The organism is Microbacterium sp. SORGH_AS_0862 (assembly GCF_030818795.1).
In the GTDB taxonomy this organism is placed as follows: domain Bacteria; phylum Actinomycetota; class Actinomycetes; order Actinomycetales; family Microbacteriaceae; genus Microbacterium.
In genome coordinates this window covers 2,244,640-2,269,565 of record NZ_JAUTAY010000001.1, presented here as the reverse complement: position 1 = coordinate 2,269,565, position 24,926 = coordinate 2,244,640, and the positions used below count along the sequence as shown (strand labels likewise).

Sequence of the window (24,926 nt, the reverse complement as noted above, 5' to 3'; positions counted from 1 at the left end):
TGGGGGAGCATTCGAGGAGGTGTGCGTGGGCAAGCGAGTCACCCTTGCGGATGTCGCGCGCAGGGCCGGGCTGTCGCCGTCAGCGGCGTCGATGATCCTCAACGGCCGCCCCGACACCCGCTTGTCGGCCGATGCCCATGAGCGCGTGCACGCCGCCGCATCCGAGCTCGGATACCGGCCGAACGTCGCGGCCAGAGCACTGCGCACCGACACGACCCACACGATCGGCTTCGTCTCCGATCACGTCGCGACGACCCGCTTCGCGAGCGGACTCATCAAGGGCTCCCTCGAGGCGGCGGAGGCGGCGGGGCACGTCGTGCTCGTCGCTGAGACCGGCGGTGAGCCGGAACGCGAGGTCGAAGCGGTCTCGGCACTGCTGGATCGCCAGGTCGACGGCATCATCTTCGCCTCCATGCGGGCGCGGGAGACCTTCGTCCCACCCTTGCCCTCCCGCACGCGTATCGTGATGCTCAACGCGACGAACGACGTGCACACCTGCAGCGTGCTCCCCGACGAGGAGACCGGCGGGCGACGGGCGGTCGAACTGCTCGCCGACGCCGGTATCACCGAGGGCATCGTGCTGCTCGGCTACGACGCCGAGGCGGAGCGCGACGTGTTCCGCTCCGAGACGGTCGCGTCCCGCATCCGCGGCATGTCCGATGCCCTGCGCGAGCGAGGGATGACCCTGGCGCGCTCGGAATCCATCTGGCTGTGGGAGCCGGCGAGCGGCCACGAAGTGATCGCACGACTTCTGGCAGAGGGCGAGCGGCTGACGGCGATCATCTGCCTCAACGACCGGCTGGCCTTCGGCGCCTCGCAGGCGCTGGCGGAGGCAGGCCTCGGCATCCCCGACGACGTGTCGCTCGTCTCCTTCGACAACGACGAGCTCGCGGCCTACCTGCGACCTGGCCTGACCACCATCGGGTTGCCGCACGAGGAGATGGGCCGTCGCGCGGTCGAGCTCCTGCTCGAGCCGGACGGCCCGCCGCCCGGCATCCACCTCGTGGAGATGCCGGTCGTCGTACGCGCCTCCATCCGGTCGGCGACCCTCGGCTAAGCCCCGGCGGGCGAATAGCCGATCAGCCAGGTCACCCCGAACGCGTCGCGCACCTGACCGTCGACGTCGCCCCACGGACGCTCCCCCATGGCCTCGATGACGGTTCCCGTCGCGGCGAGCGCGTCGAACCATCGCCGGCACGTGGCCGCGTCGCCGGCGCCGAGGAGCGCGAACAGCACGCCGTGCACCTGGACGGATGCGGCACCGTCTGCCGCATCCGAGCCGAACAGGTCGACGGGTCCGCGCAGCTCGCCGTGCGCGACCCAGGACGGCGCGCCGTCCTGGCGGCCGAACTCGGCGAAGGTGTGGAGCTCCAGCTCACCGCCGAACACGTCGCGGTAGGTCTTCAACGCGTCGGCGGCGATGCCGGCGAACTGCAGGTACGGGACGGGGGCGGCCATTCCGGCAGGCTACCGCCCATCCCCGACCCGCGGCGCGATCAGACGAGCCAGGCGCGCTCGTCGCCGCTGAAGCGGTTGACGGCGCCCGGCGTGGACGTCGCGCGCTCGTACATGCGCGCGAGACCGGGTATCACCGCCTGGTTGCGCTCGTCGAGGCGGTCCTGACGCTCGATGATCTCGTCGAGACGCTCGGCGAGCTCGGCCCGTGCGGCGCGCTCGTCGACCGTGATCACTTCGCCGCCGGCGACGACCACGCGGCCCTGCACCATGACGATGTCGATCGAGGAGCCGTTCTCGGAGTAGACGAGTTGCAGGTCGAGCTTCTGACGGGGCGTGAACGCCATGGTCTCGAGGTCGTAGATCACCAGGTCCGCCTGCTTGCCGACCTCGAGCGAGCCCACGGCGTCGTCGAGCACGGCGCTGCGCGCTCCCCCGATCGTGGCGGCGGCCAGCACCTCGGCGACCGTGGGCCACCGGTCGATGCCCGGCTCTGTCACCTTGTGCAGCAGAGCCGCGGTCTTGACGACATCGAGCATGCGCGGCGAATCGCTGCTCGAGCAGCCGTCCGTGCCGAGGCCCAGGTTGACGCCCGCGTCCTGCAGCTTGCGCCACGCGGCGATCCCCGAGCCGAGCTTGAGGTTGGAGATGGGGTTGTGCGAGATCGAGGTGCCCGCCGCAGCGACGGTGTGCATGTCGGCATCCGTGAGCCAGATCCCGTGCGCGAGCGTCGTGTTCGGCGAGAGCGCACCGATCGACGCCATGTAGGCGACCAGGCTCCCGCCGTACGACTCGTCCCCGGTGACCAGCTGCGTCTTGGTCTCGAGCACGTGGATGTGGCACTCCGCCGCGAACTCGAGTGCCATCTCGGTCGCCCCGGTCAGCAGCGCGGGCTCGCACCGCTGCGGGGCGGAGGGCGCGACCATGAACCGCAGCCGGCCGTTCGCGCGACCGTGGTGGGCGGCGAAGGCCTCGCGGGCGAACCTCAGATACTCCTCGGTGGACGGCACGTGCGCGGCGCGGATCTCGCGCACCACGTCGCCGGGCAGGTACTCCTCGGCGAAGGGCACCGTGTCGAGGAAGGGGCGGTTGATGACGTGTCCCGAGATGTTCGCCCGCACGCCCAGCTGCTCGTAGGCGTCGAAGACTGCGGCGAGCTGCTCGTGATCCTGCCCCGGCGTCTCGAGCACGTCGTCGACGAGCGTCGTCACCCCCGCCTTGAGCGATTCGATGCCGAAGAGGGTCGTGCGAAGACGCACGAGGTCCGGCGCGACACGACTGTCGCCGAGGATCGGATACGACATCGCCATCCACATCTCGAGCGGCAGGTTGTCGTAGCGGCCCTTGTAGAACATCTCCCACGAGTGGGTGTGTGCGTTCACGAAACCGGGTGCGACCAGGCGGTCGTGACCCTCGATGATCTCGTCGCCCGGCTCGGGCTCGAGGTGCTCGCCGATCGCGACGATGACGCCGTCGGCGATGCGGATGCTGCGCACGAGCGGGGTGCTGCCCGAGATGGGGTCCATGGTGATGACGTGGGCGTCGCGGATGAAGGTGCTCATGGTGGTTCTCCGTCGAGGGGTGGGGGCGAGGCGGGGCGGGGATCCTCAGCGGGTGGACACGGTCTCGCGGGGCTCCGGCGTCGCCGTGAACTGCTGCACCTCGACCCAGCGCTTGTGGCTGGTGCGGGCCAGCAGCCAGTAGGTGAGGCCGGCGGCGACGCCGCCCGTGAGCCACGAGATGTCGAGGCCTCCGAGCGCCTGCGAGCCGAGACCCTGCAGCGCCGGCACCATGCCGTTCAGGAACAGCCAGGTGAAGACGATCCCGACGAAGAAGGCGATGATCGCGCGGGGGTTGACGTCGGGCAGACGCTTCGAGCCGACGGCGTCGAACAGGTGGTCGAACCGGCGCGAGCGGCGCTCGAAGATGCCGTAGTGCACGAGCATGATCGCGCCCCACGTGGCGACCCAGCCGACGACCCCGACAAGCCACGCGTCGAGGGTCTGGGCCGCATCCTCCTGGAAGATGAAGAAGACGGCGGCGGCGAGCGAGAGCACGCCGACGAGGATGTTGAGGGCCTTGCGTCCGACCTTGAGGTCGAGCGCCTGGGCGGCGACGCTGAAGCTGTAGATGTTGAGCACATTGGTCGCGATGGGCCCGTGCAGCACCAGCAGCAGGACCGGGATGGCGAGGGCGCCGAAGTTCTCGACGATGAGCTGGCCGGGATCGACCGTGCCGTTCTTCGTGGCGAGGGAGGCCCCGAGCAGACCGAGCCAGATGACGGGGATGAACTGGCCCAGGGCGCTTGCCAGATAGAGCTTGCGACGGGGCACGCTCGTGCTGATGAAGCGCGAGTAGTCCGCCGCATAGGTCAGCCAGGTGATGCCCCAGCCGATGCCGATCGCGGTCATGACCGCCGACATGGCGACGATGCGGTCGCCGCCGGAGAGCTCCGCGCCGGCGGGGCCGGAGTAGCCCCAGTCGATGTCGAGGAAGAACCACGCGACGATCGACATGATCACCAGCACGAGCACCGTCGGGGGCACCGTCCACCGCTCGAACGCCGCGATCGCCTTGTATCCGGCGAGCGCCACGCCCACCTGGATCGCCATGATGAGGGCGGCGATGCCGATCTTCCAGCCGATGTTGGCCTGGGTCGGATCCAGCCAGCCCAGCTCGCCGAGCAGGGCCGTCACGAGATCGAGGACGATCCACGTGTTGACGGCGCACCATCCGATGACCACCACGGCCTGGATCACCGAGGGCAGGTAGTTGCCGCGGCGACCGAACACGGCACGGCCGAGGAGCATGCCGGTGACGCCGGTCTTCTGGCCGAACAGCACGAAGATGCCGAACAGGCCCATGCCGATCAGGTTGCCGATCACGAGCACGAGCATCGTGTCGAGCAGGCTGAGCCCCATACTGATGCCGAGAGCTCCCAGCACCCAGTTGATGGGGGCGATGTTGGCCCCCATCCAGATCCAGAACTGGCCGGACACGCGGGTCGTGCGGGCGGATTCCGGGATCGGCTGGAGGGTCTCTTCGATGTCGTGCGGACTGGCAGAAGACATGGGCGGTGTCCTTCTCGCGAGGTGAAGCGATCAGTGGAGCGGGTCGCCACCCAGCATGCGGCGGCGGTGTTTCCGCGCTCGCGGCGCTCTGTAAACTCGCGGTCACGGCGAATGGACAGAATGTATGCCCCTCCTGCTCGATCAGATCCTCGCGGACGCCGTCGTCCAGAAGACCGAACCCGAACTCGTGTGCGGCACCGCATCCGAGGTGGATGTGCGCTGGGTGCACGCGAGCGAACAGCTCGACATCGCGCCGCTCCTGCGCGGTGGGGAGCTCATCCTCATGGAGGGGGTCAATCTGGTCACGGCGGATGCGGTTCAGCTGCGCACCTATGTCGACACGCTGATCGCGCGCGACATCGCCGCGCTCGCCGTGGAGACGACGCCCCGACTCCCCCGCATCCCCGAGGCGCTCGTCGAGCACGCGGAGGCGAATGGCCTGCCTGTGATCCACCTGCGGCGCCGGGTGCCGTTCGTGCAGATCTGCGAGAGCATCAACAGCCAGCTCGCCGACGTGAGCCTGCGGCGCCTGCGCATCGCCGATCGGATCTCCCTCGCGCTCTCCGAGGCGATCGAGAATCTTGCGAGCATCGATCAGCTGCTCGCCCTCATCCGCGATCAGGCGAACTCTTCGGCGCAGCTCACGTCACTGTCCGGGCAGACGCTGGGAGTCGCGCTCGTCGACGCCGACACGCCGTCGCTCGGCATCGAGTACACCGCACCGGTGTCGTTCGGCGGCACGGTCGTCGCCACGCTGACGCTGCGCCCGGCGGCGGACGCCGACATCCACCTCATCTCGGGCGCGCTGTCACGGGCGCCCGAGATCCTCGCCATCGCGCTGCTGCGCACGCATCCGCTCTCTCCCCACGACCGGCGCCGCAGCCGCTTCATCTCGCTGCTGGCGTCGAGCGGACCGCGGACCTCGGCCGCCGAGCACGCGCGGGAGCTCACGACGCTGGCCGTGCGGCTGGGATTCGAGCCCGACGACCGGTTCATCCCATTCGTCGTCGAACTCGACGCCGCCTCTGACGTCGCGGCCGTGCAGGAGGCGATCGGCGGGATCTCGCCGCGTTCGACCGGGCAGTTCGCCGACGGCCAGTACGTCGGCATCGTGGGGTTCGCCCCGTCATGGGACGCGCAGAACGTGCGCGGTGCGGTGACGGATGCGCTGCGCCTCCTCGCCGCTCGCGGCGGAGTGCGTGCCGCGGTCGGACCCACAAGCGCGAGCGTGGACCGGGCCGTGCGAGCCGTGCGCTCCGCGCGGGAGAGCGTGCCGTACACGTCTCTGTCGGATCCGGTGGTGGATGCGGCGAGCATCGCCGTGACGCGACTCTGGCCGCTGCTGTCGCAGATCGAGCCGGTCGCGGAGTTCATCGACGAGCAGATCGGCGCCCTGCTCGATCGGGACGCCGTCTCACACGGCGAGCTGTTCGACACGCTGCGTGCACTGGCCGAGAATCTCGGCAGCAAGACGGATGCCGCCGCATCCCTCGGTATCCACCGGCAGACCTTCTATCAGCGCTTCGAGCGGATCACCGGTGTCATCGGTCCACTCGAGCCGGGGTCGGCGCGGATCGGTGCGGTGCTCACCGCGGTGTTCCTCGAACAGGCGCGGCGACAGGCCGCCGCTGCGGCCGACGCGAAGCAGCATGCTGTGGGCCGCGCGAACGCGTGACGGCGTGGGTCAGGCCCGCTCCTCGCGCACGATCGCGGCGCCGGCGCTCAGCGCGCTGAGCTTCGCGAGGGCCACCTCCCGCGACAGCGGCGCCATGCCGCAGTTGGTGCTGGGCATCAGCTTGTCGGCGTCGACGTAGTGGAGCGCCTCACGGAGGGTGTCGGCGACCTCCTCGGGCGTCTCGATCTCGTCGGTGGCGACGTCGATGGCGCCGAGCATGACCTTCTTGCCGCGCAGGAGTCCGATGAGCTCCATGGGTACGCGGGAGCCGTGGCTCTCGAGCGACACGATGTCGATCGCCGACCGCTGCAGAAGCGGGAAGGACTCCTCGTACTGGCGCCATTCGGACCCCAGCGTCTGCTTCCACCGGGTGTTCGCCTCGATGCCGTAGCCGTAGCAGATGTGCACGACGGTCTCCGCCCGCAGCCCCTCGGCCGCGCGCTCCAGCGTGGCCACTCCCCAGTCGCGCATCTCGTCGAAGAAGACGTTGAAGGCGGGCTCGTCGAACTGGATGACGTCGATACCGGCCGCCTCGAGCTCCTTGGCCTCCTCGTTGAGGATGACCGCGAACTCCCACGCCAGCTTCTCGCGACTTCTGTAGTGGCGGTCGGCGAGCGTGTCGATCATCGTCATGGGGCCGGGAAGCGCCCACTTCAGGGGGCGGTCCGTCTGCTGGCGGAGGAACCGCGCGTCGTCGACGAAGACCGGCTCGGGCCGACTCACGGTGCCCACGACGGTGGGCACACTCGCGTCGTAGCGGTCGCGGATGCGCACCGTCTCGCGGCGCTCGAAATCGACGCCCGCCAGGTGCTCGATGAAGGTCGTCACGAAGTGCTGGCGGGTCTGCTCGCCGTCGCTGACGATGTCGATGCCACGACGCTGCTGCTCCTGCACGGCGATGCGCAACGCGTCCTGCTTGCCCTCGACGAGGGCCCCACCCGCCAGCTCCCACGGAGACCAGAGGACTTCCGGCTTCGCGAGCCACGAGGGCTTCGGGAGGCTCCCGACGATCGCGGTCGGCAGCAGCGCGGGCGTCTCTGCGAGATTCATCGGGCGAGTGCCGGCTCGAGACCAGCCCATCGTGCGAGCACATCACCGTAGGGCGTCAGGAAGTGCTCTGCCGCGTAGGTTCCCTGCGTGATCGCCAGCTGCGCGCGCTCGACGCGGTCGTAGTCGACCTGCGTGCGCGAGAAGTCGCCGTGCTCCAGGCTCGGGCGGTAGACGCGGCCCGCGGCCGCGTTCGCGTTGTAGATCTCCGGGCGGTAGATCTTCTGGAAGCTCTCCATCGTGCTGATCGTGCCGATGAGCTGCAGGTTCGTATAGTCGTTGGCCAGGTCGCCCCGGAAGTAGAACGCCAGCGGCGCCGCGGCACCCGCGGGCATGAAGTAGCGCACCCGAAGCCCCATGCGGGCGAAATACTCGTCGGTCAGCGAGTACTCGCTCTGGAGGTACTCGACACCGAGCACCGGATGCGTGTTGTCGGTGCGACGGTACGTCTTGGTCGTCGAGACGCTGATGCAGATCACCGGCGGCGCCTCGAAGCGCGCACGGTAGGCGTCCGAGTCCAGGAACGCCTGGAACAGCGCACCGTGCAGGGCGCCGAAGTCATCGGGGACCGTGAAGGCGCCGGCATCAGCGGTGACGGCGGGAAGGCGCACGCTGAAGTCGAAGTCGCGCACGTAGGACGAGAAGTTGTTGCCCACGATCCCGTGATGGCGGACGCCGGTGTGCAGGTCGCGGATGTGGAGGTCGAGCACCTCGAGCAGGGGGAAGTGGCGCTCTTCGCCGTCGGCGGTCAGCCCCGCATCCACCGAGACGATCTCGAGATCGACGGCGTACCGGTCGCCGTCAGGGTTGTCCCACCGGGCGAGGTCGTTGCACCGGCGATCGATCATCGTGAGAACGTTGCGGAGGTTCTGCTGCCGATCCTCCCCGCGGGCGAGGTTGGCGAAGTTCGTCGTGGCACGGGACTCGGCGGAAGGCGAGTAGTCCTCGTCGAACGGGGTCGTGGAGATGCGGAACGCGAGTTCGTTCGTCATGCGCAGCCAATCGGGATCTCACGCGGCCGGTGGGTCGCGCAGGGGTTGTCGTGTCATCGTGCCGAGGATCCGCACCCATCGGGTAATTCGGCGTGACTATGCGCTGCTATAGCCTTCGACTATGGCAAAGACCTCCGCAGGCATTTCGCTGCAACAGCTCCACTACTTCGTGGAGGTCGCGGCGGAGGGATCGATCTCCGCCGCGGCCGATCTGCTCTACGTCTCGCAGCCGACGATGTCGGCGGCGATGAAAGACCTCGAGGCCCGCGTCGGGCGAGCCCTCCTCATCCGGTCGGCACGGGGCGTGACGCTCACCGCGGACGGCACCGAGTTCCTCGGCTACGCCCGGCAGGTCGTCGAGCAGGTCGCGCTCCTCGAGCAGCGTTATCTCGGCCGGCCCCCGGCCCGGCGCCTGCTCGGCGTGTCCACGCAACACTACTCGTTCGCCGTGGACGCGTTCGTGCGGATGGTGAGGAGCTTCGGCGCGGCGGAGTACGAGTTCTCGCTGCGCGAGACGCGCACGTGGGACATCATCGAGGACGTCCGCACGCTCCGCAGCGAGATCGGCATCCTGTACCGCGACGACGTCAACCGGAACGTGATCAACAAGCTGCTCCGCGATGCGGGGCTGGCCTTCCATCCGCTGTTCTTCGCCGAGCCGCACATCTTCATCTCGCGGAAGAACCCGCTCGCCGCACGGGGTCGTGCGACACTCGACGACCTCGCCGATCTGCCGCGACTCACCTTCGATCAGGGTGCGAACAACTCGTTCTACCTCGCTGAGGAGATCCTCTCGACCCTCTCCGCGAAGCAGGAGATCCGGGTGTCCGACCGCGCGACGATCTTCAACCTCATGATCGGTCTCGGCGGCTACACGATCTCCACGGGCATCATCAGCGACGACCTCGATCCCGAGATCGTCGCCGTCCCCCTCGAGGTCGACGTGAGGATCGAGATCGGCTGGATCGGTCAGGCCGCCCTCGGGCTCACCGAACAGGCGCAGCGCTACCTCGACGAGGTGCGGGCGGTGGTGTCGGGCTTCGGTGTGGAAGTGTTGCGGTAGGGGGCTATCCCCGCCCGGATCTACTCCTACGGAAGGATCCGATCGACGAGCTCATCCACGGCCGCCTCGACCGTGAGACCGGTGTCGAGCGGCACTGTGAGATGGTCGAGCAGGAGCCCGTCGATCGCGAAGTGGAGCAATGCGATCTCGGTCCTCCCGCCGGGAAGGCCGGCGGCCTCGTTGAACGCCACATCGTCGAGGAGAGCGCGCTGTCGCCAGGCTCCCAGCGCCGCGGCGACAGCGGGCTTGCGCGCCGCTTCGAGTCGGAGCTCGAAGAGCGCAAGCGAGACGTGCGGGTCGGCGCTCAGGCGCCGCACCACGTCCTGCAGGTACTCCGCGAACAGCGCCCCGTCCGGCGAGCGGGAATCGCGTGACGCGATGACGTCCGGGTCGGGGGTCAGCCGCTCTTCGATGCGATTCGTCAATGCGGAGACGAGATCTCCGCGCGTGGGGAAGTAGTTGGACGCGGTGCCCCGCGGAGTGCCGGCGATGGCATCCACCGCACGGTGGGTGAGACCCCTCGCCCCTTCCTCCGCGAGCACGCGGATCCCCGCATCGGCGAGCGCAGATCGGCGTTCGTCATCTCGGACCATGACCCCGTGCTAGCCAAACCACAACGCCTGCTGTAGTTCAACCAGGACACCCGTCGTGATTGAAGTGAGCATGCGAGAGCTTTCCTGCTAGGTCGCCGTCAGCATCGACGGTTCCATCGCCGATCCGGGCGGCGGGTTCGACGCCTTCCTCGTCGAGGGCGATCACGCCTCGGCCGTCTTCGAGGAGTACGCCGACGCGCTGCCCGCGCACGCGCACGCGGCGATGGGCATCGAGCCGCCGCGAACCAGGTTCGACACCGTGATCATGGGGGTGGAACACCCTCGCGCCCGCGCTGGAGGTCGGCATCGACAGCCCCTACCCGCACCTGTACCAGATCGTCGCCAGCCGCCGAGCGCGCGAAGTCGCGCCGGCGATCTCGCTCACCGCCGATCCTCTCGCCACCGTTCGCAGCCTGAAAGAGGAAGACGGCTCGGGCATCTGGCTGTGCGGCGGCGGTGAGCTCGCGGGCACCCTGCTGCCGGATATCGACCGTCTCATCCTGAAACGCAACCCCGTCGCGCTCGGGCGCGCGATCCCTCTCATCGGCAACGCACCCTACGCACCGCGCCCGTTCGATCTCATCCGCACTCGCGCCTTCGGCTCGGGCGTCGTCGTCGAGGAGTACGCGTCACCCGCGATAACCTCCGCCGATAGAACATCCCTCTGACGAGGGCGCGCGCGTACGACGCGGCGGCCGCATGCCCTCACTCGTGCTGTGACGCGGCCAGATGAGAGGATCGCGGCATGGCCGAGATGATTGTGTCAGCGGCGTTCCCGCACTACCGTGGCGCAGACATCCGCCGGCGGCGCGTTCACGACCGCATTGCCGCGGAGACGGCTGAGCTCTTCGAGCGGCACCGCAGCTGACACGACCGAGAGGCCCACGCCTGTCGATCCGGAGCTACGTCTGACCGTGCGCGGAGTGAACCGGGATGCACGAGGGAGGGGCACTCGCCCCTCCCTCGTGCATCATCATCGAGCCGGATCGATGGCGATCGGTTCCGGGTGCGCCTCGTGATGGTTGCGGTTGGCAGGGGTGGCCAGCACTTCTGTGGTGCGCGCATCGAGGGCGGACGGATCGACATCGCCCGCCTCCACCATCACGTCTTCGAGCGCCACGAGCCAGTGCTCGTAGTACGACCAGGGGTCGCTTTCCCGGTCGCCGCCGCGCGCCTCCCATTCGGAGATGGAGGCGATCAGCGCGCTCTGGAACTGCGCCCAGTCGAACTTCTTCGCGTGGTAAGCCGTCACGGCGAGGGCGAAGGCGCGGATCTCCCACGGGCTCTCGAAGGACAACTGATCCGGTGAACCCCCGGGCAGATCGCACACGAGCTCCGCAACCCGACGGCGATCCCGCTCCAGGTCGCCGTCATCGACGTACGGCGATGGCAGAACGGATGTCACGACAGCTCCTCGGGGGCCTTGGTCGCTCCCACACCGATCATGGAGTCACGGGTCACCAGCTCGTAGAGCTGTTCCTCGGTCCACCCCTCCGTACCGGCGGGCCGCTGCGGGAGCACCCAGTAGCGCATCTCGCTGCTGGAATCCCAGACGCGCACCTCGACGTCCGTCGGCAGGTCGTAGGAGAACGCTTCACTGAGCACCTTCCGAGGCTCGCGAGTGATCGCCGCGCGGTACTGGGGGTCCTTGTACCAGTTCGGCGGCAATCCGAGGACGGGCCAGGGGTAGCAGGAGCACAGCGTGCAGACGATGACGTTGTGGACCTCCGGGGTGTCCTCGACGACGACCATGTCCTCGCCCTGCAGACCGCTGATGCCCAGCTCCGCGCACGCCTCCGACGCATCGTGGAGCAAGCGGGCCTTGAACTCGGGGTCCGCCCACGCCTTGGCGACGACACGAGCGCCCAGCTGCGGTCCGACCTCGTTCTCATAGATCTCGACCATGCGGTCGATCGCCTGTGTCGTCATGATGCCCTTGTCGATCAGCATCGACTCCAGGGCCTTCACGCGTGCGGCGATCTCTTCCTGGCTGCGGATGTGTGCACTCATGCTGCGTTCTCTTCCTTGCGCTCGACGAGTTCGATGTAGGGCTCCCAGACATCGAAGTAGACGGAGTCCCGCGGTTGATCGGCCCCGGACCCCCAGAGTTCTTCGGCGATGAATCTCACCGTGTAGACGTGCTCCGGCGCCTCGCCCAGACCGTTGCCGGCAGTGTCGGGGTAGATGAAGACGCCATGCGCCATCACGATCTCTCCGACCGCGCCACGGACGTATCGCGCTCGGCGCGTGTGCCCGTGCGGCGCGTCGCGCTCCACACGGACGATGTCACCGACCCGAAACGCGGGGGGCACGTCGGACTCCCGCTTCGCGGTGGCTCCGGCTTTCACGACGGCATCGACGAACGCGAGCAGATCGGGGTCGTCAGCGTGTTCGGGCAGGGGCGCGTCGGGATGGGCGAGGTAGTACGCGGTGCGACGGTCGAGTTCATCGAGATCCAGCACCCCACGCTTCTCGCCGTAATGCTCGACGGTGTGGACCCAGTGCTCGTAGTAGGGCGACGTGAGGTAGACCACAGGATCGATGAGCTCGATCCCGTGACGGAACTCGTCGACGCCGAAGAAGCCCGCGCGGAAGCACATCGCGAACATGGGGAAGACGGCCTTCTCCCACTCGCTGCGGAAGACAGGTTCGCTCTCCGGCACGACGACGGGGCCGATTCCATCGGTGCCGGCGAGGTCGAACACTCCGTTCATATCTCGCTCTCTTTCTCGGTCAGACGGGGACGGACTGCCCCCTTGTCATGTCATTGCGTCACGACGCACTGACACGTTGTCATATACAGAACGCGTAGAGAACCGGATCGTCAAGCGTCGACATCGCACCGCGCGGAAAACTTCACACGCGCGACACAAACCGTGGCTCAGAGCAGGTGGAAGCCGGTCTGCCCTGCGATGGCCACGCGGATCGTCGACGCATAGGTCTCTCCGTCGCCGAAGGTGAGGAGACCGCGCGGCGTCTCCAACCGCACCTGGCGTACCGCCCGTGCCCACGCGTCGGCGGTCGCGTCCGGATCGTCGGCAAGGGCGCGCTCGAGAAGGAGGATGGTGCTGTAGACAGACTCCGAAAGGCTCGACAAGGGCGGCGCCCATGCCCCGAAACGGGCACGATACCGGGCGACGAACGCCTGGTTCACGGATGAGGGAGACGCCTCGAAGTACCCCATCGCCGCCCATACGCCGGCGCTCTGTTCGGCGCCGATGTGCTCCCGGGTCGATTCGTCGAGAACGAGCGACAAAGTGGTCGCCGTCGATCGGAGTCCGAGCTCGTGGCTGGACCGCTCGAAACGCACCTCGTCGTCGCCGACGAGAGTGGAGAGCACCAGATCGGCGCCCGATCGCCGAATCCGCTCGACGACGGGAGCGTAATCGTGGTGGCCCAGCGGGAGGCGGGCCTCACCGGCCACGCCGGCCCCCAGATCCGCCAGCATTCCTCTCGCGACACGGGCCGCCGAGCGTGACCACGAGTACGTATGCCCCACGATGTAGCAGCGCGACCCGCCGGTCTCTCGCATGAGCGGCGTGAGGGCAGCGCGCAGCTGATCCGCCGGGCGCTCACCGAGTCGCAGCACCGAGCGCGCCGGGCGCCCCCCTTCATTGAGCACGGAATGCACCGCCAGTACGCCGTGGCGCTGGGCGACCTGCTGCACGGCCGTGAAGCTCGCGGAGATGACAGCGGCCACGATGACCCGGCATCCGGCGGCGATGAGTCGCTCGGCCTCGACCGCCGCCATGGCCGGGTCGGTCCCGTCGTCACCCACGACGAGGTCGTTCTCCATCCCCGCGCCCGCGGCGTTGAGCTCGTCGATCGCCAGCAGCGCGGCATTCTCCGTCCCCAGGGCGAAGACCGCGCCGGACCCGGACTTCGTCGTGAGAAGGCCCCAGCGCCTCCCCCGCGCGCTCTCGGGGGCGGATGACGGGATTCCTGTTCGCCGGACCATCCACCCCACGCCCGCGTCATCCACATCGCACGAGAGGGTGACGCGGGCGCCGATCGGGAGCGGTGTGAGACGAAGGCGCACCGTGCCGCGCCACGGTTGCGAGTGCTCGATGACGATCGACTGCCCCCAGACGATGCGCCTGATCCGCCCGAAAATGGTGAAACCTGAAGCGGCACCCCCGAACGGCACCGTCAGCGTCAAGGGCCGGCCGACCTCGAGCCGCTCGAACGACGCGCCGAACAACCAGCTGCCGAGCGTCTCGAAAACCGCCTCCGGCGTCAACGCCACGTCGCGCGTCGCTGTGAGGACGATGCCCGACACGCGCGTGGATCAGCCGGCGCGTCGAGCCCGAGATGCGGGCGAGGCGGACACGGGAGTCACCGCAGCCTTTCCGCTCTCGGCATCCTCGAGAGCGTTGCGCATCAGCGACTGGAAGTAGCCGACGGCGATCATGGCCGAACCCTCGCGATCGAGAGAGTAGAACCGCTGACGTCCGGCGCGTCGCTCACTGACCAGACCCGACGAACGAAGAATACGCAGGTGGGTGGATACCGCCGTACGCCCGACGTCCGAGATGGCATCCGCGATCTCTCCGGCACTGGCATCACCGTGCGTCGAGAGAAAAGTCAGGATGTCGCGGCGGACCGAGCTGGAGAGGGAGTCGAACACACTGTCGGCATCCATGACCACCCTCTTCTCCTCGTGCAGCCGCGATGTCGGGAGTCTACCGCCCGTGCAGACGAGCATGTCGTCCCGGAATCACAGGTTCACCAGCCGCAACCGAGTCTCGCCGCCGGCTCGACGGGCGACGGCCACGGTGGAAAGGGGATCGGCGTCCATCTCCCAGATCTTCGAGGCGGGGAGCCCGAGAGCCACCAGGACAGTCACCCGCGCGACAGCCTGTGGCACCACGGCGACGTACCGTCCGCCCCCGACTCCGTGGACGAAGTTCCGAACGCGCAGGAGCAGGTCGGCCACGGACTCGCCACCGGGAGGCGCTACCCCTGCCCGCCAGTGCTGGAACTGGTCCGGTGAGAGCGACGCGAGCTCTCTTCCCTGCCACTCCCCGGGCTCGGCACCTCGCAGATCGGACACGACCCGTGGCGGGGGCCATCCGAGCGCCGCGACCGTCTGTACACATGTCGGCTCGGGGGCGGAGAGCACGTCGTGTCGACCGGAGCGCATAGACGACCTCCGACACTGCTGGAGGCCGGCTGACGCGAGCTCGTCGTCGGCAGAGGGGAAGGCTGCCCGCAGCTGAGACACGGTCGTCGCTTGTACGACGAACACGATCTCAGCTCGGGCGGCGATCCGGTCTCGGTCCGTCATGGCGACAGAACGAGATCGTTCGATCCCACCTGCGGAACGGCGTCACCCCGTCCCCGCGCCCGGAATCCGATCACGGCAGCCAGCAGCACAGTCGCCACGCCGAAGATCGTCGTCGCCACGAGCAGGGATCCCAGCCGGAACCCACCGATCACCGCGGCCGGATAACCGTCGAGGACGATGTCGTCTCCGTCCATGACCGGCCCCGGGATCTCGGACGCAGCTCCGACGATCTGTGCCACGGAGGGCAGGAACGCCGCGACGGCGAGCATGACGACGAGGTATCCCCCGCCGACGGCCACGATGGCAGCGAACCATCCCCATCGGGCGGACAGCCGGGCGGCGACGACGACCGCGATCGTCATCGCGAACACCGAGATCGCGACCATCGAGTAGTACGCGGCGGTGCGAGCGACGAGGTCTCCGTGCGAGCCGATGGCTGGAGGGTCGCTCGGATACTTCGCGTATGGCACCAGAAACCCGGCGACGAAGGCGAGCGTGCCCGCGACCAGCGCCGCCCGGCGGGCAGACAGCTGCGGGAGGAGCTTGCGCAGCCCGTATGCGACCGCGGCGATGAGAAGACCCATCGCGAGACCGAACAGCCCTACAGACAGGAAGACACCGAGCGTCGCCTGCACCGCACGGGGCACGACCTCTTCCTCGCCCCCGCCCGCGGACGGGTCGACCGCGCCATGATGGTGACCACCGGTCACCGTGCCGGTGCCGACCGCAGCCTCCGCCGCCGACCGCATCGACTCGTAGTCGATCGCGGCCGAGATCGACGGCTCCACGGTGATCAGCGACACCACCGCGCCGAGGAGGCCTGCGACGAGACCGGCACCCGCGCCGGCGAGAACGATCCGCGATTCCGCGCTCATGACGTCCGTCCTCAGTGGCACGGGAAGCCGAGCAGGTGCCGGCCGTCGTGCATCATCTCGTGGATGTGCGTGTCGGATCCGAAGACCGACACGACACCCTGGTCGATTCCGACGAAGTAGTAGGCCGCGGCGGCGACCAGGACCGCGCCGGCGATCCAGGCGACGCGCACGGCGGTGCTCGCGGCGTAGACCGTCGGGACCGCCATGACCTCGGAGTGAGTGCTCATGATTTCTCCTATAGGGATGGGTGAGGGGGGTGTGGTGGGTGTCGTCAGACGTGACGGGCCGGCCTGGGCGGCTTGAGCGTACCGATCCGCGCTTGAACGGCCGCTGCTACGCGCAGGGCGAGCGCGTCGTCGAATCGCGGCGCGACCACCATCAGGCCGACGGGAAGACCGGACACCAGGCCCGCCGGTACCGACGTGGCGGGGTGCCCGGTGACGTCGAAGGGGGCAGTGTTGCCGATCATGCTGAGCGCCTTGCGGAGGTACTCGGCACGATCGTCGCCCGCTTCCAACAAAGGAAGCGCAGTGAAGGGCGTGGTCGGCATGACCAGGACGTCGACCTGCGCCAGCGCCGCGTCGTACGCTGCGCGAACGTAGGGGACGAGACGGCGCGCTTTGGCGTAGGAGGAGCCGCCGAGCCCCTGCAGTCCCCACGCACCCGTGAGTGCCGTCACCTTGACCGACTCGGAGAGCGCATGGCCCCGATCGAGCTTGCCCCGGGCGAAGTACTCCATCTGATGGGGGTCGTAATAGCCCTCGACCCCCAGTCCGTAGCCGTTGCCGTCGAGCATCTGGTATGTCGCGCCATCGGTCGCGATCACGCCCCACAGCGCCCCGGCGTCCAGGTGTTCGGGGATGTTGATACGGGTGACCGTGGCACCGTCGGAGGAGAGCGCCTCGGCCGCCGCGATCACGACCTCGTCGACCTCCGGGTCGGAGAGCCCAGGGATGCCGAATCCCTCGGCGACCAGACCGATGCGCATCCCGGAGACTCCGTCGGCAACTGTCGAGAGGTCGCCGGGGCCCCGGGTGGCCTCCGTCTGACGCGAGTCCAGCCCATCCGGGCCGGCGAGCACCGACAGCAGGAGCGCGGCATCCTCGACAGTGCGCGCCATCGGGCCGAGGTGATCGATCGTCCTCTCGATCGGGAAGGCGCCGGTATAGGGGACGAGGCCGAAGGTCGGCTTGTGTCCGACCACACCTGTGAAGGATGCCGGGAGGCGCACCGAACCGCCCTGGTCGCCGCCGATGGCGAGATCGACCTCGCCGGATGCGAGCAACGCGGCATTGCCGCTGGAGGAGCCACCGGTCGTCCGTCCGAGGTTCCAGGGGTTTCGCACCGGCCCGCTCGCGGAGGTGAAACTCGACCCCGAGAAGCACAGGTCTTCGCACACAGACTTGCCGAGGATGGTCGCGCCCGCCGCCAGTGTGCGCGTGACGACCGTGGCGTCCTCCCGGGGGACGTAGCCCTCGAGGGTGCGCGAGCCATTCATCATCGGGACGCCGGCGACGGCGATGTTGTCTTTGATGGCGACCGTGCGGCCGTCGAGCACTCCTGTGGAGAGCGGAGCGATCTCGGTCCGGACGTACCACGCAGCGAGCAAGTTCTCCTCGTCAACGGGCCGTTGCGACTCCCGCACGGGCGGCTCGACCTCGACGTGCTTCACATAGAGCTCATCGACGACGTCGTAGCCGGCCAGGCCAGCGACAGCGAGGGCGTGCAGCTCGTCGAACTCCGTGTCGTCGTAGTCGTAGCGGAAGCGCTGGGCGAACGCCTTCACGTCATCCCTTGTTGGGCGGGTCACGGCCATCCTCGGTCCTCTCGTCACGCGTCTCGCTCACCGAGTCGATCGAATCCAGCGAGCAAATGTGTCATGACTTATTGACGCATTGACGCATGCCAGATGGGTGACGCTGACGTTTCGCTCACGTAACGGCTCGAGCGCAGGTCTGATGAGTCCGATCGGTCGCTCTGGCGGAGCCAGATCTCGAAGGGCGGCCCGCTCTACGCCGCTCCCGCAGAACGCACGTCGTTCACCACCGCCGCTGAACAGTCAACGTCGATGTCCAGTCGGCCTTATGCCGCACCGACGCTCCGAGCGACGAGTCCCCGCACCGGCCTCGACGCCCTCATCGCGCCATCCCAACAGTTTCTAAACGATCGGAATTCCGATCTTTAGCTTGCGCCACGCGAGGACCTCCAGCGCCGTCGTGAATTGGAGGACGAGAGCATCCACCGTGTATTGAAGAGTCTGCGTGTCGTTGGAGATCTCCACATTGACCATCCCTTCTTCGCGATCGGCGAACTCCGTTCGATGCATGAAGCGAACAGAGCGGAGCATCGATGGATGACTCAGGCCGCTAATCGTCCGCCAAACCATCTCCCCATACCCACCCGGCAACCCTGTCGCGGCGGTGGCCTCGCGAACAATCTCGGCGAAGCTGACTGCATATCGGCCTAGCGTGGGATCCGCCACACCTGCTCGCATCGCCACTGCCCGAATCTGATCCACGTACTTCCGCTTCCACGCCTTCTGACCCTTGCGCTGCCGATCCACGAGGTGCGACAAGTCATCGGGAGCCAGGCGCTCCGATGCCCCCGTGAACGAGGCCTCATCGCTGACCTCCCACCAGAGGTTTCGCAGATGGCGTTCGATCCTTTGTCGGGGATCATCCGGCTGCAAGATCCAAAGGGCGGTCGAAGCCGCCTCGAGTCCTGAGCGTGCCACCGGGAAATGCGCGACATAGGGAACAGTGAGTTCCCCCGCCGGCGGGATCAGAACACCGAGCGCACGCAGGCAGTCAATTGCATGGTGCAGATTGTGGGCGACGTGAGAGCTGACACGCGTCCAATGTGTCACGTCATCGTCGAAGGCCAACTCGCTTCGCGGACCCGCCTTCCCACGCGCGATCCGATTCCACCGTTCAGCAAGCTGCGGTACCAGCGCCAATCTGGCCCGGACGTGCTGCACCGCGGCGAGCTCACGGGGCTCCGAAATCGGTATCGCGCGTCCCCCGTAGTAGCCGTCAGTCATACGATGAGTCTGGTGGCGGCCCCCGACGTCGGGCTCTGATCACTCCGCAAACGGCACAGAACCGGCAAGAACCTCATTCCGCCCAGCGCTTGAGTGTGCCCGGACACGACAAAACCCCGGCGGAACCGGGGGCCTTGTCTGTAGCAGGAGCGGGGCTTGAACCCGCGACCTCACGATTATGAGTCGTGCGCTCTCACCAACTGAGCTACCCTGCCGCGACGTTCCGGCGGCGGACCACCGGATGCTGCGAGCCCCGAGTCAGGATTGAACTGACGACCCCTTCCTTACCATGGAAGTGCTCTGCCACTGAGCTATCGGGGCGCTTCCCGGAGCAATCCGGGCAACCAGAAAAGAATATCAGAGCCGAGGGCCCCGACGAAACACGGCCGGTCAGCCGCCGGCGTGCTGACGCAGCCACGGCAGCGGGTCGATCGCCGTCGTGCCGTTGTCGAGCACCTCGAAGTGCAGGTGCGCGCCGAACGAGTGGCCGGTGTCGCCTACCCGGCCGATGAACTGGCCCACCTTCACGGTGTCGCCCGTCTTCACCTGCAGCGAGCCATACTGCATGTGGCCGTAGCGGGTCGAGACGAGCTTGCCGTCGATCACGTGATCGATGATGATCATCACGCCGTAGCCTCCGCCGCTCTCCGTCGCGGTGCGCACGACGCCGTCGGCCACAGCCTGGATCTCGGCACCCTCGCCCGGCGTGAAGTCCAAGCCCTCGTGCATGGTGCCGTCGCGCATCCCGAAGCCGTAGCTGATCGAGACGCCCACCTTGAACGGCCACTGGATCGGGTTGTTCGCGTTGTTGGTGAAGAAGTTCGAGTAGTGCGTGATGCCCGACTCGGCGGCGAGCTCCGCGGTCGACGCCGTGGAGTAGTCGCTGCGGTTCAGGGCGGTGACCTGCGCATCGGCCGGAGCCACGTACGCCTGAATCTCGTCGCTCGACAGCGCGCTCGAGGTGCCGGCTTTCGAGCCGGTCGCGATCGAGACGGATGCGGCGGCGGAGTTGCCTGCGCCCGAGACGGCCTCAGCGGGCGTCGTCATGCCGATCGCCAGCAGCCCGACGATTCCCATGGCACCGACGGTGGCGGATGCGGCCGTCGCACGCTTGAACGCCGCACCGCTGAAGCGGCGACGCTTCGCCGGAGCGGCCTCGGCGGCATCCTGCGCCGCGACGGGCTCGTCGGCGATCGCGGCCGCGGCGACCTGGATGGGGGTCACACCCGTGAACGAGAAGAGCCGGGCGGCGGCCTCGAACTCGTCGGCGATCGCGTGCGCTTCGGCCTCGTCGGCGAGAACCGCCTCGGCGAACACACGCGCCTCGTCGTCGAGATCCGCCGCGACATCCGCGACGGGCAGCTCGGCCGGGCTCGCCTCCGTCTCCGAAGCGACCGACACGGTGTCGACGACGGGCAGAGCGACCGGCTCATCGTCGATGGCGTCCAGGGCGACGTCGATGGGAGTCGCCGAAGCGACGGAGGTCTGGGCGAGCGAACGCGCACGGCGACGGGGCAGCGGCGCCTCGGCGACGGGCGCCTCTGACTCCGATACCGACAGCGTCACCTCGGCCGCAGCGACCGGCTCAGCGGGTACCGACAGCGTGACATCGGCGGCGGCCATGGGCTCCGGCACGACCTCGAGCACCAGCTCGGGCTCGGCGACGGGCATCGCGCGCTGCGCCGACCAGACCGGCGCGGGGTGCGCGGCCGCCTGGCGCGCGCGAAGCTGCGCGCGGGTGAGCGGAGCGACCGCATCCGAGGTCCCCGAAGAAGCCGCCTCAGCAGCGCGGTTCCGGCCGGAGCGTCGCGTGGGAGCGGTCTCCGCCTGGGGATCTAGGGGGGTCAAAACGTGGTCAGCCTCGGTCTCGGTCGCACGGGAAGCGACAGGGAAAACGGAAGGAGATGCTCATCCTCGTTCGGGCAACGAAGATAACGAATAGGTAAACACTACAACCCGGAGCCTGAGAATGCCATGCGCGCGTATCAGTCCTCGAGGCGGGCGAGCAGTGCGGCGAACAGGCCCGGTGCGGCCGCGATCGTCATCTCGCGGTCCGCGCGCTTGCCACCGAGTCCCGCCACGACGCCGCCGGCCTCGGCGACGATGAGGGCCCCTGCCGCGTGGTCCCACGGCCACAGGCCCTTCTCGTAGTAGCCGTCGATGCGACCGGCCGCGACGCCCGTCAGATCCAGCGAGGCCGCACCCATTCTGCGCAGGTCGCGCGCGAGCGGCATCACCCCGGCGAGCCGCTCGAGCGCCGGCGCGTGGGTCGCCGGATCGTACCCGAATCCCGTGGCCAGCAGCGCACCCGCATCCGACGGCTCGGCGACGCGCAGCATCCGCTCGCCCTCGATCGACGAGACGAGACGCGCTCCTTCACCCCGCGCCGCGGTGAAGAGCTCATCGACGGCGGGGTTGTAGACGGCACCAGCCAGCGCGTCCCAGTTCTGCGGGTCGGGCTCCCCCGACACGGCCGCGATGCTCACGGCGTACGCCGGGATGCCGTAGGCGTAGTTGACGGTGCCGTCGATCGGATCGACGACCCACGTGATCCCAGAGGCGGATGCGGCCGCGCCGCCCTCCTCCCCGAGAAACCCATCGTCGGGACGCGCCGTCGCGAGACGCTCGCGCACCAGCTGCTCGACCTCGCGATCGGCGTCGGTCACGATGTCCGCCAGCGCGGACTTCGTCGCCGCGATCTGCACGCCCTCGCGACGGCGCCGGGCGGCGAGCGCGCCCGCCTCCCTCGCGACCTCGATGGCGAGCGATTGCAAATCCAGAGCGGAAGGCATGCTCCCACGCTACCGTCGCGCGGAGCGAGGGTCCGCCGTTAGCGTGGCGGCATGACCGTCATCGCACCGACCCATGACGTCGTGATCGTCGGCGGGGGCCACAACGCCCTCGTCGCCGCCGCCTACCTCGCCCGCGCGGGGCGTTCGGTCGTGGTGCTGGAGCGGCTCGGCCACACCGGAGGCGCGGCCGTCTCCGAGTCGCCGTGGGCCGGCGTCTCTGCGCGACTGTCGCGATACTCCTACCTGGTGAGCCTCCTGCCCACCCGCATCGTCGACGACCTCGGGCTGCGCCTGACCCTGCGGCGCCGGCGCTTCTCCTCGTACACACCCGACCCGGCCGACCCGGCGCGCGGCGTGCTCGTCGACACCGGCGACGCGCAGGCGACGGACGCGAGCTTCCGCCGTGCGACGGGCAGCGCCGCGGAGTCGGATCGCTACCGGAGGCTGAATGCGCGGCTCGCACCGCTGGCGCGCACGGTCTTCCCCTCCATGACCGAACCGCTGCCCACCGCATCCGCTCTGCGCGCGGCGCTCGGCGACGACGCGCTATGGGACGCGATCACGGCCCGGCCGCTGGGCACGCTGCTGCGCGACAGCCTGGAGAGCGATCTCGCCCGTGGCATCGCGCTCACCGACGGACTCATCGGCACGTTCTCGCACGCCGACGATCCCTCCCTGCGACAGAACCGCTGCTACCTGTACCACGTGATCGGCGGCGGAACCGGGGACTGGGACGTCCCGGTCGGCGGGATGGGACACGTCAGCGCGGAGCTGGAGCGCGCCGCACGGGCCGCGGGCGCCGAGATCCGCACCGGAGCCGCGGTCACGAGCGTGAGTCCCGACGGCGAGGTGCGCTACGGCGGGAAGGATGCGGGCGTCGTCACCGGTCGGCTCGTGCTCTCCGCCGTCGGGCCGACCGTGCTCGATCACTTGCTCGCCGCGGCGGGAGCCGGCGCCCCGCAACGGCCGGAACCGGAGGGCGCGCAGATCAAGGTCAACATGCTCCTGCGCCGTCTCCCTCGATTGCACGATCGCTACGTCGCACCGGAGGCGGCGTTCGCGGGGACGTTCCACGTGAATGAGACGATGACCCAGCTCGACACCGCGTACACGGAGGCGGTCGCCGGCCGCATCCCCGATCCGCTGCCGGCCGAGATCTACTGCCACTCGCTCACCGACCCCTCGATCCTGGGGTCGGAGCTGCGTGAGGCGGGCGCGCAGACGCTCACCCTGTTCGGCCTTCAGGTACCGCATCGACTCCTCGACGGCGCGGACCCCGACGCGATGCGTGCCACCCTGCTGGCGGCGGCAGAGCGCTCACTCGAGTCCGTGCTCGCCGAGCCTCTCGCCGACTGCATCTGGGAGTCCCCGACGGGAGCGCCCTGCATCGAGGCGCGCACCACGGCGGATCTCGAGGATTCGCTGGGTATGACCGGCGGCGACATCTTCCACGGTCCGCTGTCGTGGCCGTGGCGTGAGGACGACGCGGATGCCGCCTCCCCCGCCGCGGCGTGGGGCGTCGAGACGGCGCACTCCCGCATCCTGCGCTGCGGGTCGAGCGCGGCACGCGGCGGGGCCGTTAGCGGACTGGGCGGTCACAACGCGGCGATGGCCGCGCTCGCGCTGCTGCCCGGCTGACACGGGGAAACACTCGGCCGCTGCGTCGGTACGTGGACCGCGAAGGCTCAGCGCGGGGGCAGCGGCGGCGGGGGCGGGAAGCCCTCGTACCCGGGGGCCGCAGGAGGCTCCGACGGCGTGACCGGCGCGGCGGATGCGGGCGGCCGGGCGCCGTACGCCGCCTCCGCCGTGGGCGAGACCGCCGGCGGCGCCGGGTGCCAGCCCGTCGGGTATCCCGTGTAGTAGGCCTGCCAGTCGGGCGAGCCGTCGGGCAGTGCCGGCAGCGGGGTGACGCGGTCGACGTATGTCGGCCACGCCTGCGGGGCAGCGACCGGCCAGGTCGGAGGCGCCGCCTCGGCGCGGGGCGTCTTGGGGCCGAACAGCAGGTTGACCAACGGGACCAGCGCAGTGCCGACGGCCGCCAGGATCGTCACGGCCACGACGACGCGCCAGTAGACGTCGTAGAAGTCCACCCACTCCTGGATCGTCAGCGGCAGCACGAGCAGCACGACGAGGGCTGCGACGAGGCCGACGGTCACGTATCCGACGATGCGGTTGAACAGGGTGGGAACGCGGATGATGGCCCTGGTGTACAGACGCACGTGGAGGACGGCGAGCTGGACGATCAGCACGATCATCAGGAACGAGAAGAACCGGGTGAAGCCGGTGAGACCGTCGGTGTACCGATATGCGTCGAAGGAAGGACGCTCCGGCATCCAGATGAGGAAGGCGCCGACGATGAGGATCAGCACCCACGCGATCATGCTCGTCAGCACGAACCACCCGGGACGCCGAGGGGCCAGATGCGCGTCGAGGATCGAGACGCCGGCGAAGGCGGCGAGCAGGAAGATCGTGAGGAACGCGCGTCCAACGATGCCGTTCTGAGAACCGATGAGCACCCAGACGACGCTGACGAGCGCCGCGGCGATCAGGGCGCCGATGGCGACCCAGATGCCGGCCCGCACGAGACGGTTCGGGCTCGACGACTCCGTGGTCGGCGCGGCGGACGGTGCGACGGGCGGTTGCGGCGCGGACATCACGGCTCCCTTCGCGGGCGCCCCTCGCCCGCCCTCTCATCCTGGCACGCCGCGCCGATCCACCGAGGAGGGTTGTGGGCGGCGGCCTGAACCCACCGTCGACGCACGGAGAGGCGGAGAGACTGTGCTCCCCTGTCACAGATCGCGCTCAACACGTCGATCTGTGACAGGGAAGCACGCCTCGCACACGGGCACAGCACAGAAAAGCCGAAAGCCCCCGTGCGGGGGCTTTCGGCTTTGGTGGTGGCGAGTGAGGGATTCGAACCCCCGAAGGCTACGCCGGCTGATTTACAGTCAGATCCCTTTGGCCGCTTGGGTAACTCGCCAAGTGCGCACCTGCCCAGCTTGTACAGTCGACCAGAGGCGCGATCTCCGATACTAC

25 protein-coding genes and 3 tRNA genes are annotated in these 24,926 nt (G+C 68.7%); 5 read left to right on the top strand and 23 right to left on the bottom strand.

Translation table 11 applies throughout. The features are described 5' to 3' along the window. Positions 1-25 precede the first annotated feature (25 nt). Complete coding sequence (locus QE377_RS11070) at positions 26-1,057, top strand: LacI family DNA-binding transcriptional regulator (protein ID WP_307323012.1); 1,032 nt, start codon at positions 26-28, stop codon at positions 1,055-1,057. Here the strand turns inward: QE377_RS11070 and QE377_RS11065 are convergent. The 3 genes from QE377_RS11065 to QE377_RS11055 are packed head-to-tail and all read right to left on the bottom strand — an operon-like array spanning position 1,054 to position 4,526. After that, a complete protein-coding gene (locus QE377_RS11065; protein WP_307323010.1) occupies positions 1,054-1,458 on the bottom strand; it encodes a VOC family protein in 405 nt (134 codons plus the stop codon). The two genes, QE377_RS11070 and QE377_RS11065, sit on opposite strands and share 4 nt — an antisense overlap. 38 nt (positions 1,459-1,496) lie before the next feature. After that, positions 1,497-3,017, bottom strand: coding sequence for an amidohydrolase family protein (locus QE377_RS11060; RefSeq protein ID WP_307323008.1), 1,521 nt, complete (start codon positions 3,015-3,017; stop codon positions 1,497-1,499). Between the two features lie 45 nt (positions 3,018-3,062). Continuing rightward, positions 3,063-4,526, bottom strand: a complete 1,464-nt coding sequence (locus tag QE377_RS11055) for a cytosine permease (RefSeq protein WP_307323006.1) — start codon at positions 4,524-4,526, stop codon at positions 3,063-3,065. A gap of 124 nt (positions 4,527-4,650) precedes the next feature. Between QE377_RS11055 and QE377_RS11050 the strand changes: the two genes are divergently transcribed. Next, positions 4,651-6,201, top strand: coding sequence for a PucR family transcriptional regulator ligand-binding domain-containing protein (locus tag QE377_RS11050; protein WP_307323004.1), 1,551 nt, complete (start codon positions 4,651-4,653; stop codon positions 6,199-6,201). 9 nt (positions 6,202-6,210) lie between these two features. Here the strand turns inward: QE377_RS11050 and QE377_RS11045 are convergent, their stop codons facing one another. After that, positions 6,211-7,251 (bottom strand): methionine synthase, encoded by a 1,041-nt coding sequence (locus tag QE377_RS11045; protein ID WP_307323002.1) that lies wholly within the window; start codon positions 7,249-7,251, stop codon positions 6,211-6,213. After that, positions 7,248-8,240, bottom strand: a complete 993-nt coding sequence (locus tag QE377_RS11040; protein ID WP_307323000.1) for a putative oxygenase MesX — start codon at positions 8,238-8,240, stop codon at positions 7,248-7,250. Before QE377_RS11040 ends, QE377_RS11045 begins: the two co-directional genes overlap by 4 nt. Before the next feature lie 121 nt (positions 8,241-8,361). On the opposite strand from QE377_RS11040, the gene QE377_RS11035 reads away from it, so the two are divergent. Beyond that, positions 8,362-9,303 (top strand): LysR family transcriptional regulator, encoded by a 942-nt coding sequence (locus tag QE377_RS11035; protein ID WP_307322998.1) that lies wholly within the window; start codon positions 8,362-8,364, stop codon positions 9,301-9,303. 26 nt (positions 9,304-9,329) lie between these two features. On the opposite strand, the gene QE377_RS11030 is transcribed toward QE377_RS11035, so the two are convergent. After that, positions 9,330-9,896 carry a TetR/AcrR family transcriptional regulator gene (locus tag QE377_RS11030; RefSeq protein ID WP_307322994.1) on the bottom strand — a complete coding sequence of 189 codons (567 nt, stop codon included), beginning with the start codon at positions 9,894-9,896 and terminating at the stop codon, positions 9,330-9,332. A 37-nt stretch (positions 9,897-9,933) separates the two neighbouring features. Next, a complete protein-coding gene (locus QE377_RS11025) occupies positions 9,934-10,203 on the bottom strand; it encodes a hypothetical protein (RefSeq protein ID WP_307322991.1) in 270 nt (89 codons plus the stop codon). On the opposite strand from QE377_RS11025, the gene QE377_RS11020 reads away from it, so the two are divergent. Further along, positions 10,190-10,564 carry a dihydrofolate reductase family protein gene (locus QE377_RS11020; protein WP_307325967.1) on the top strand — a complete coding sequence of 125 codons (375 nt, stop codon included), beginning with the start codon at positions 10,190-10,192 and terminating at the stop codon, positions 10,562-10,564. The two genes, QE377_RS11025 and QE377_RS11020, sit on opposite strands and share 14 nt — an antisense overlap. 305 nt (positions 10,565-10,869) lie before the next feature. On the opposite strand, the gene QE377_RS11015 is transcribed toward QE377_RS11020, so the two are convergent. The 14 genes from QE377_RS11015 to QE377_RS10950 all read right to left on the bottom strand — a co-directional run bounded on the left by QE377_RS11015 (position 10,870) and on the right by QE377_RS10950 (position 21,890). Then, entirely contained in the window at positions 10,870-11,301 is a 432-nt protein-coding gene (locus tag QE377_RS11015) for a nitrile hydratase accessory protein (RefSeq protein WP_307322988.1), read from the bottom strand. Further along, positions 11,298-11,906, bottom strand: coding sequence for a nitrile hydratase subunit alpha (gene nthA / locus QE377_RS11010; RefSeq protein ID WP_307322986.1), 609 nt, complete (start codon positions 11,904-11,906; stop codon positions 11,298-11,300). Before nthA ends, QE377_RS11015 begins: the two co-directional genes overlap by 4 nt. Further along, positions 11,903-12,610: a nitrile hydratase subunit beta gene (gene nthB, locus QE377_RS11005; RefSeq protein ID WP_307322984.1), complete on the bottom strand. Its 708-nt coding sequence runs from the start codon at positions 12,608-12,610 to the stop codon at positions 11,903-11,905. Before nthB ends, nthA begins: the two co-directional genes overlap by 4 nt. 167 nt (positions 12,611-12,777) lie before the next feature. Then, the gene (locus tag QE377_RS11000) at positions 12,778-14,175 is read right to left on the bottom strand and encodes an ABC transporter substrate-binding protein (RefSeq protein ID WP_307322981.1); all 1,398 of its coding nucleotides are present in this window, start codon (positions 14,173-14,175) and stop codon (positions 12,778-12,780) included. Positions 14,176-14,184: 9 nt separating this feature from the next. Continuing rightward, a complete protein-coding gene (locus QE377_RS10995) occupies positions 14,185-14,538 on the bottom strand; it encodes a helix-turn-helix transcriptional regulator (protein WP_307322979.1) in 354 nt (117 codons plus the stop codon). A 75-nt stretch (positions 14,539-14,613) separates the two neighbouring features. Next, on the bottom strand, positions 14,614-15,183 hold the full coding sequence (locus QE377_RS10990; protein ID WP_307322976.1) for a histidine phosphatase family protein: 570 nt from the start codon (positions 15,181-15,183) through the stop codon (positions 14,614-14,616). Beyond that, positions 15,180-16,058 carry a CbtA family protein gene (locus QE377_RS10985; RefSeq protein WP_307322973.1) on the bottom strand — a complete coding sequence of 293 codons (879 nt, stop codon included), beginning with the start codon at positions 16,056-16,058 and terminating at the stop codon, positions 15,180-15,182. Before QE377_RS10985 ends, QE377_RS10990 begins: the two co-directional genes overlap by 4 nt. An 11-nt stretch (positions 16,059-16,069) precedes the next feature. Continuing rightward, entirely contained in the window at positions 16,070-16,285 is a 216-nt protein-coding gene (locus QE377_RS10980) for a CbtB-domain containing protein (protein WP_307322970.1), read from the bottom strand. 44 nt (positions 16,286-16,329) lie between these two features. Then, the gene (locus tag QE377_RS10975) at positions 16,330-17,874 is read right to left on the bottom strand and encodes an amidase (RefSeq protein ID WP_307322967.1); all 1,545 of its coding nucleotides are present in this window, start codon (positions 17,872-17,874) and stop codon (positions 16,330-16,332) included. A 342-nt stretch (positions 17,875-18,216) separates the two neighbouring features. Beyond that, positions 18,217-19,098, bottom strand: coding sequence for a hypothetical protein (locus QE377_RS10970; protein ID WP_307322964.1), 882 nt, complete (start codon positions 19,096-19,098; stop codon positions 18,217-18,219). A gap of 141 nt (positions 19,099-19,239) precedes the next feature. Continuing rightward, a tRNA-Met gene (locus tag QE377_RS10965) sits at positions 19,240-19,313 on the bottom strand. A gap of 34 nt (positions 19,314-19,347) precedes the next feature. Further along, a tRNA-Thr gene (locus QE377_RS10960) sits at positions 19,348-19,419 on the bottom strand. A 69-nt stretch (positions 19,420-19,488) separates the two neighbouring features. Continuing rightward, a complete protein-coding gene (locus QE377_RS10955) occupies positions 19,489-20,946 on the bottom strand; it encodes a M23 family metallopeptidase (RefSeq protein WP_307322960.1) in 1,458 nt (485 codons plus the stop codon). A gap of 137 nt (positions 20,947-21,083) precedes the next feature. Then, the gene (locus tag QE377_RS10950) at positions 21,084-21,890 is read right to left on the bottom strand and encodes an inositol monophosphatase family protein (RefSeq protein ID WP_307322957.1); all 807 of its coding nucleotides are present in this window, start codon (positions 21,888-21,890) and stop codon (positions 21,084-21,086) included. 51 nt (positions 21,891-21,941) lie between these two features. Between QE377_RS10950 and QE377_RS10945 the strand changes: the two genes are divergently transcribed. Next, complete coding sequence (locus tag QE377_RS10945) at positions 21,942-23,528, top strand: NAD(P)/FAD-dependent oxidoreductase (protein WP_307322954.1); 1,587 nt, start codon at positions 21,942-21,944, stop codon at positions 23,526-23,528. A gap of 47 nt (positions 23,529-23,575) precedes the next feature. Here QE377_RS10945 and QE377_RS10940 read toward each other — a convergent pair whose 3' ends face one another. Together QE377_RS10940 and QE377_RS10935 are read right to left on the bottom strand one after the other, a co-directional pair. Continuing rightward, entirely contained in the window at positions 23,576-24,544 is a 969-nt protein-coding gene (locus QE377_RS10940) for a hypothetical protein (protein WP_307322951.1), read from the bottom strand. Positions 24,545-24,785: 241 nt separating this feature from the next. Continuing rightward, positions 24,786-24,870: transfer RNA gene (locus tag QE377_RS10935), tRNA-Tyr, on the bottom strand. Between the last annotated feature and the right edge of the window lie 56 nt (positions 24,871-24,926).

Bases quoted from the DNA above. Each gene is read 5' to 3' on its own strand.
- QE377_RS11065 (WP_307323010.1), bottom strand. From the start codon at position 1,458: ATGGCCGCCCCCGTCCCGTACCTGCAGTTCGCCGGCATCGCCGCCGAC.
- QE377_RS11060 (WP_307323008.1), bottom strand. From the start codon at position 3,017: ATGAGCACCTTCATCCGCGACGCCCACGTCATCACCATGGACCCCATC.
- QE377_RS11055 (WP_307323006.1), bottom strand. From the start codon at position 4,526: ATGTCTTCTGCCAGTCCGCACGACATCGAAGAGACCCTCCAGCCGATC.
- QE377_RS11050 (WP_307323004.1), top strand. From the start codon at position 4,651: ATGCCCCTCCTGCTCGATCAGATCCTCGCGGACGCCGTCGTCCAGAAG.
- QE377_RS11045 (WP_307323002.1), bottom strand. From the start codon at position 7,251: ATGAATCTCGCAGAGACGCCCGCGCTGCTGCCGACCGCGATCGTCGGG.
- QE377_RS11040 (WP_307323000.1), bottom strand. From the start codon at position 8,240: ATGACGAACGAACTCGCGTTCCGCATCTCCACGACCCCGTTCGACGAG.
- QE377_RS11035 (WP_307322998.1), top strand. From the start codon at position 8,362: ATGGCAAAGACCTCCGCAGGCATTTCGCTGCAACAGCTCCACTACTTC.
- QE377_RS11030 (WP_307322994.1), bottom strand. From the start codon at position 9,896: ATGGTCCGAGATGACGAACGCCGATCTGCGCTCGCCGATGCGGGGATC.
- QE377_RS11025 (WP_307322991.1), bottom strand. From the start codon at position 10,203: ATGCCGACCTCCAGCGCGGGCGCGAGGGTGTTCCACCCCCATGATCAC.
- nthA (WP_307322986.1), bottom strand. From the start codon at position 11,906: ATGAGTGCACACATCCGCAGCCAGGAAGAGATCGCCGCACGCGTGAAG.
- nthB (WP_307322984.1), bottom strand. From the start codon at position 12,610: ATGAACGGAGTGTTCGACCTCGCCGGCACCGATGGAATCGGCCCCGTC.
- QE377_RS10995 (WP_307322979.1), bottom strand. From the start codon at position 14,538: ATGGATGCCGACAGTGTGTTCGACTCCCTCTCCAGCTCGGTCCGCCGC.
- QE377_RS10990 (WP_307322976.1), bottom strand. From the start codon at position 15,183: ATGACGGACCGAGACCGGATCGCCGCCCGAGCTGAGATCGTGTTCGTC.
- QE377_RS10985 (WP_307322973.1), bottom strand. From the start codon at position 16,058: ATGAGCGCGGAATCGCGGATCGTTCTCGCCGGCGCGGGTGCCGGTCTC.
- QE377_RS10980 (WP_307322970.1), bottom strand. From the start codon at position 16,285: ATGAGCACTCACTCCGAGGTCATGGCGGTCCCGACGGTCTACGCCGCG.
- QE377_RS10975 (WP_307322967.1), bottom strand. From the start codon at position 17,874: ATGGCCGTGACCCGCCCAACAAGGGATGACGTGAAGGCGTTCGCCCAG.
- QE377_RS10970 (WP_307322964.1), bottom strand. From the start codon at position 19,098: ATGACTGACGGCTACTACGGGGGACGCGCGATACCGATTTCGGAGCCC.
- QE377_RS10950 (WP_307322957.1), bottom strand. From the start codon at position 21,890: ATGCCTTCCGCTCTGGATTTGCAATCGCTCGCCATCGAGGTCGCGAGG.
- QE377_RS10945 (WP_307322954.1), top strand. From the start codon at position 21,942: ATGACCGTCATCGCACCGACCCATGACGTCGTGATCGTCGGCGGGGGC.
- QE377_RS10940 (WP_307322951.1), bottom strand. From the start codon at position 24,544: ATGTCCGCGCCGCAACCGCCCGTCGCACCGTCCGCCGCGCCGACCACG.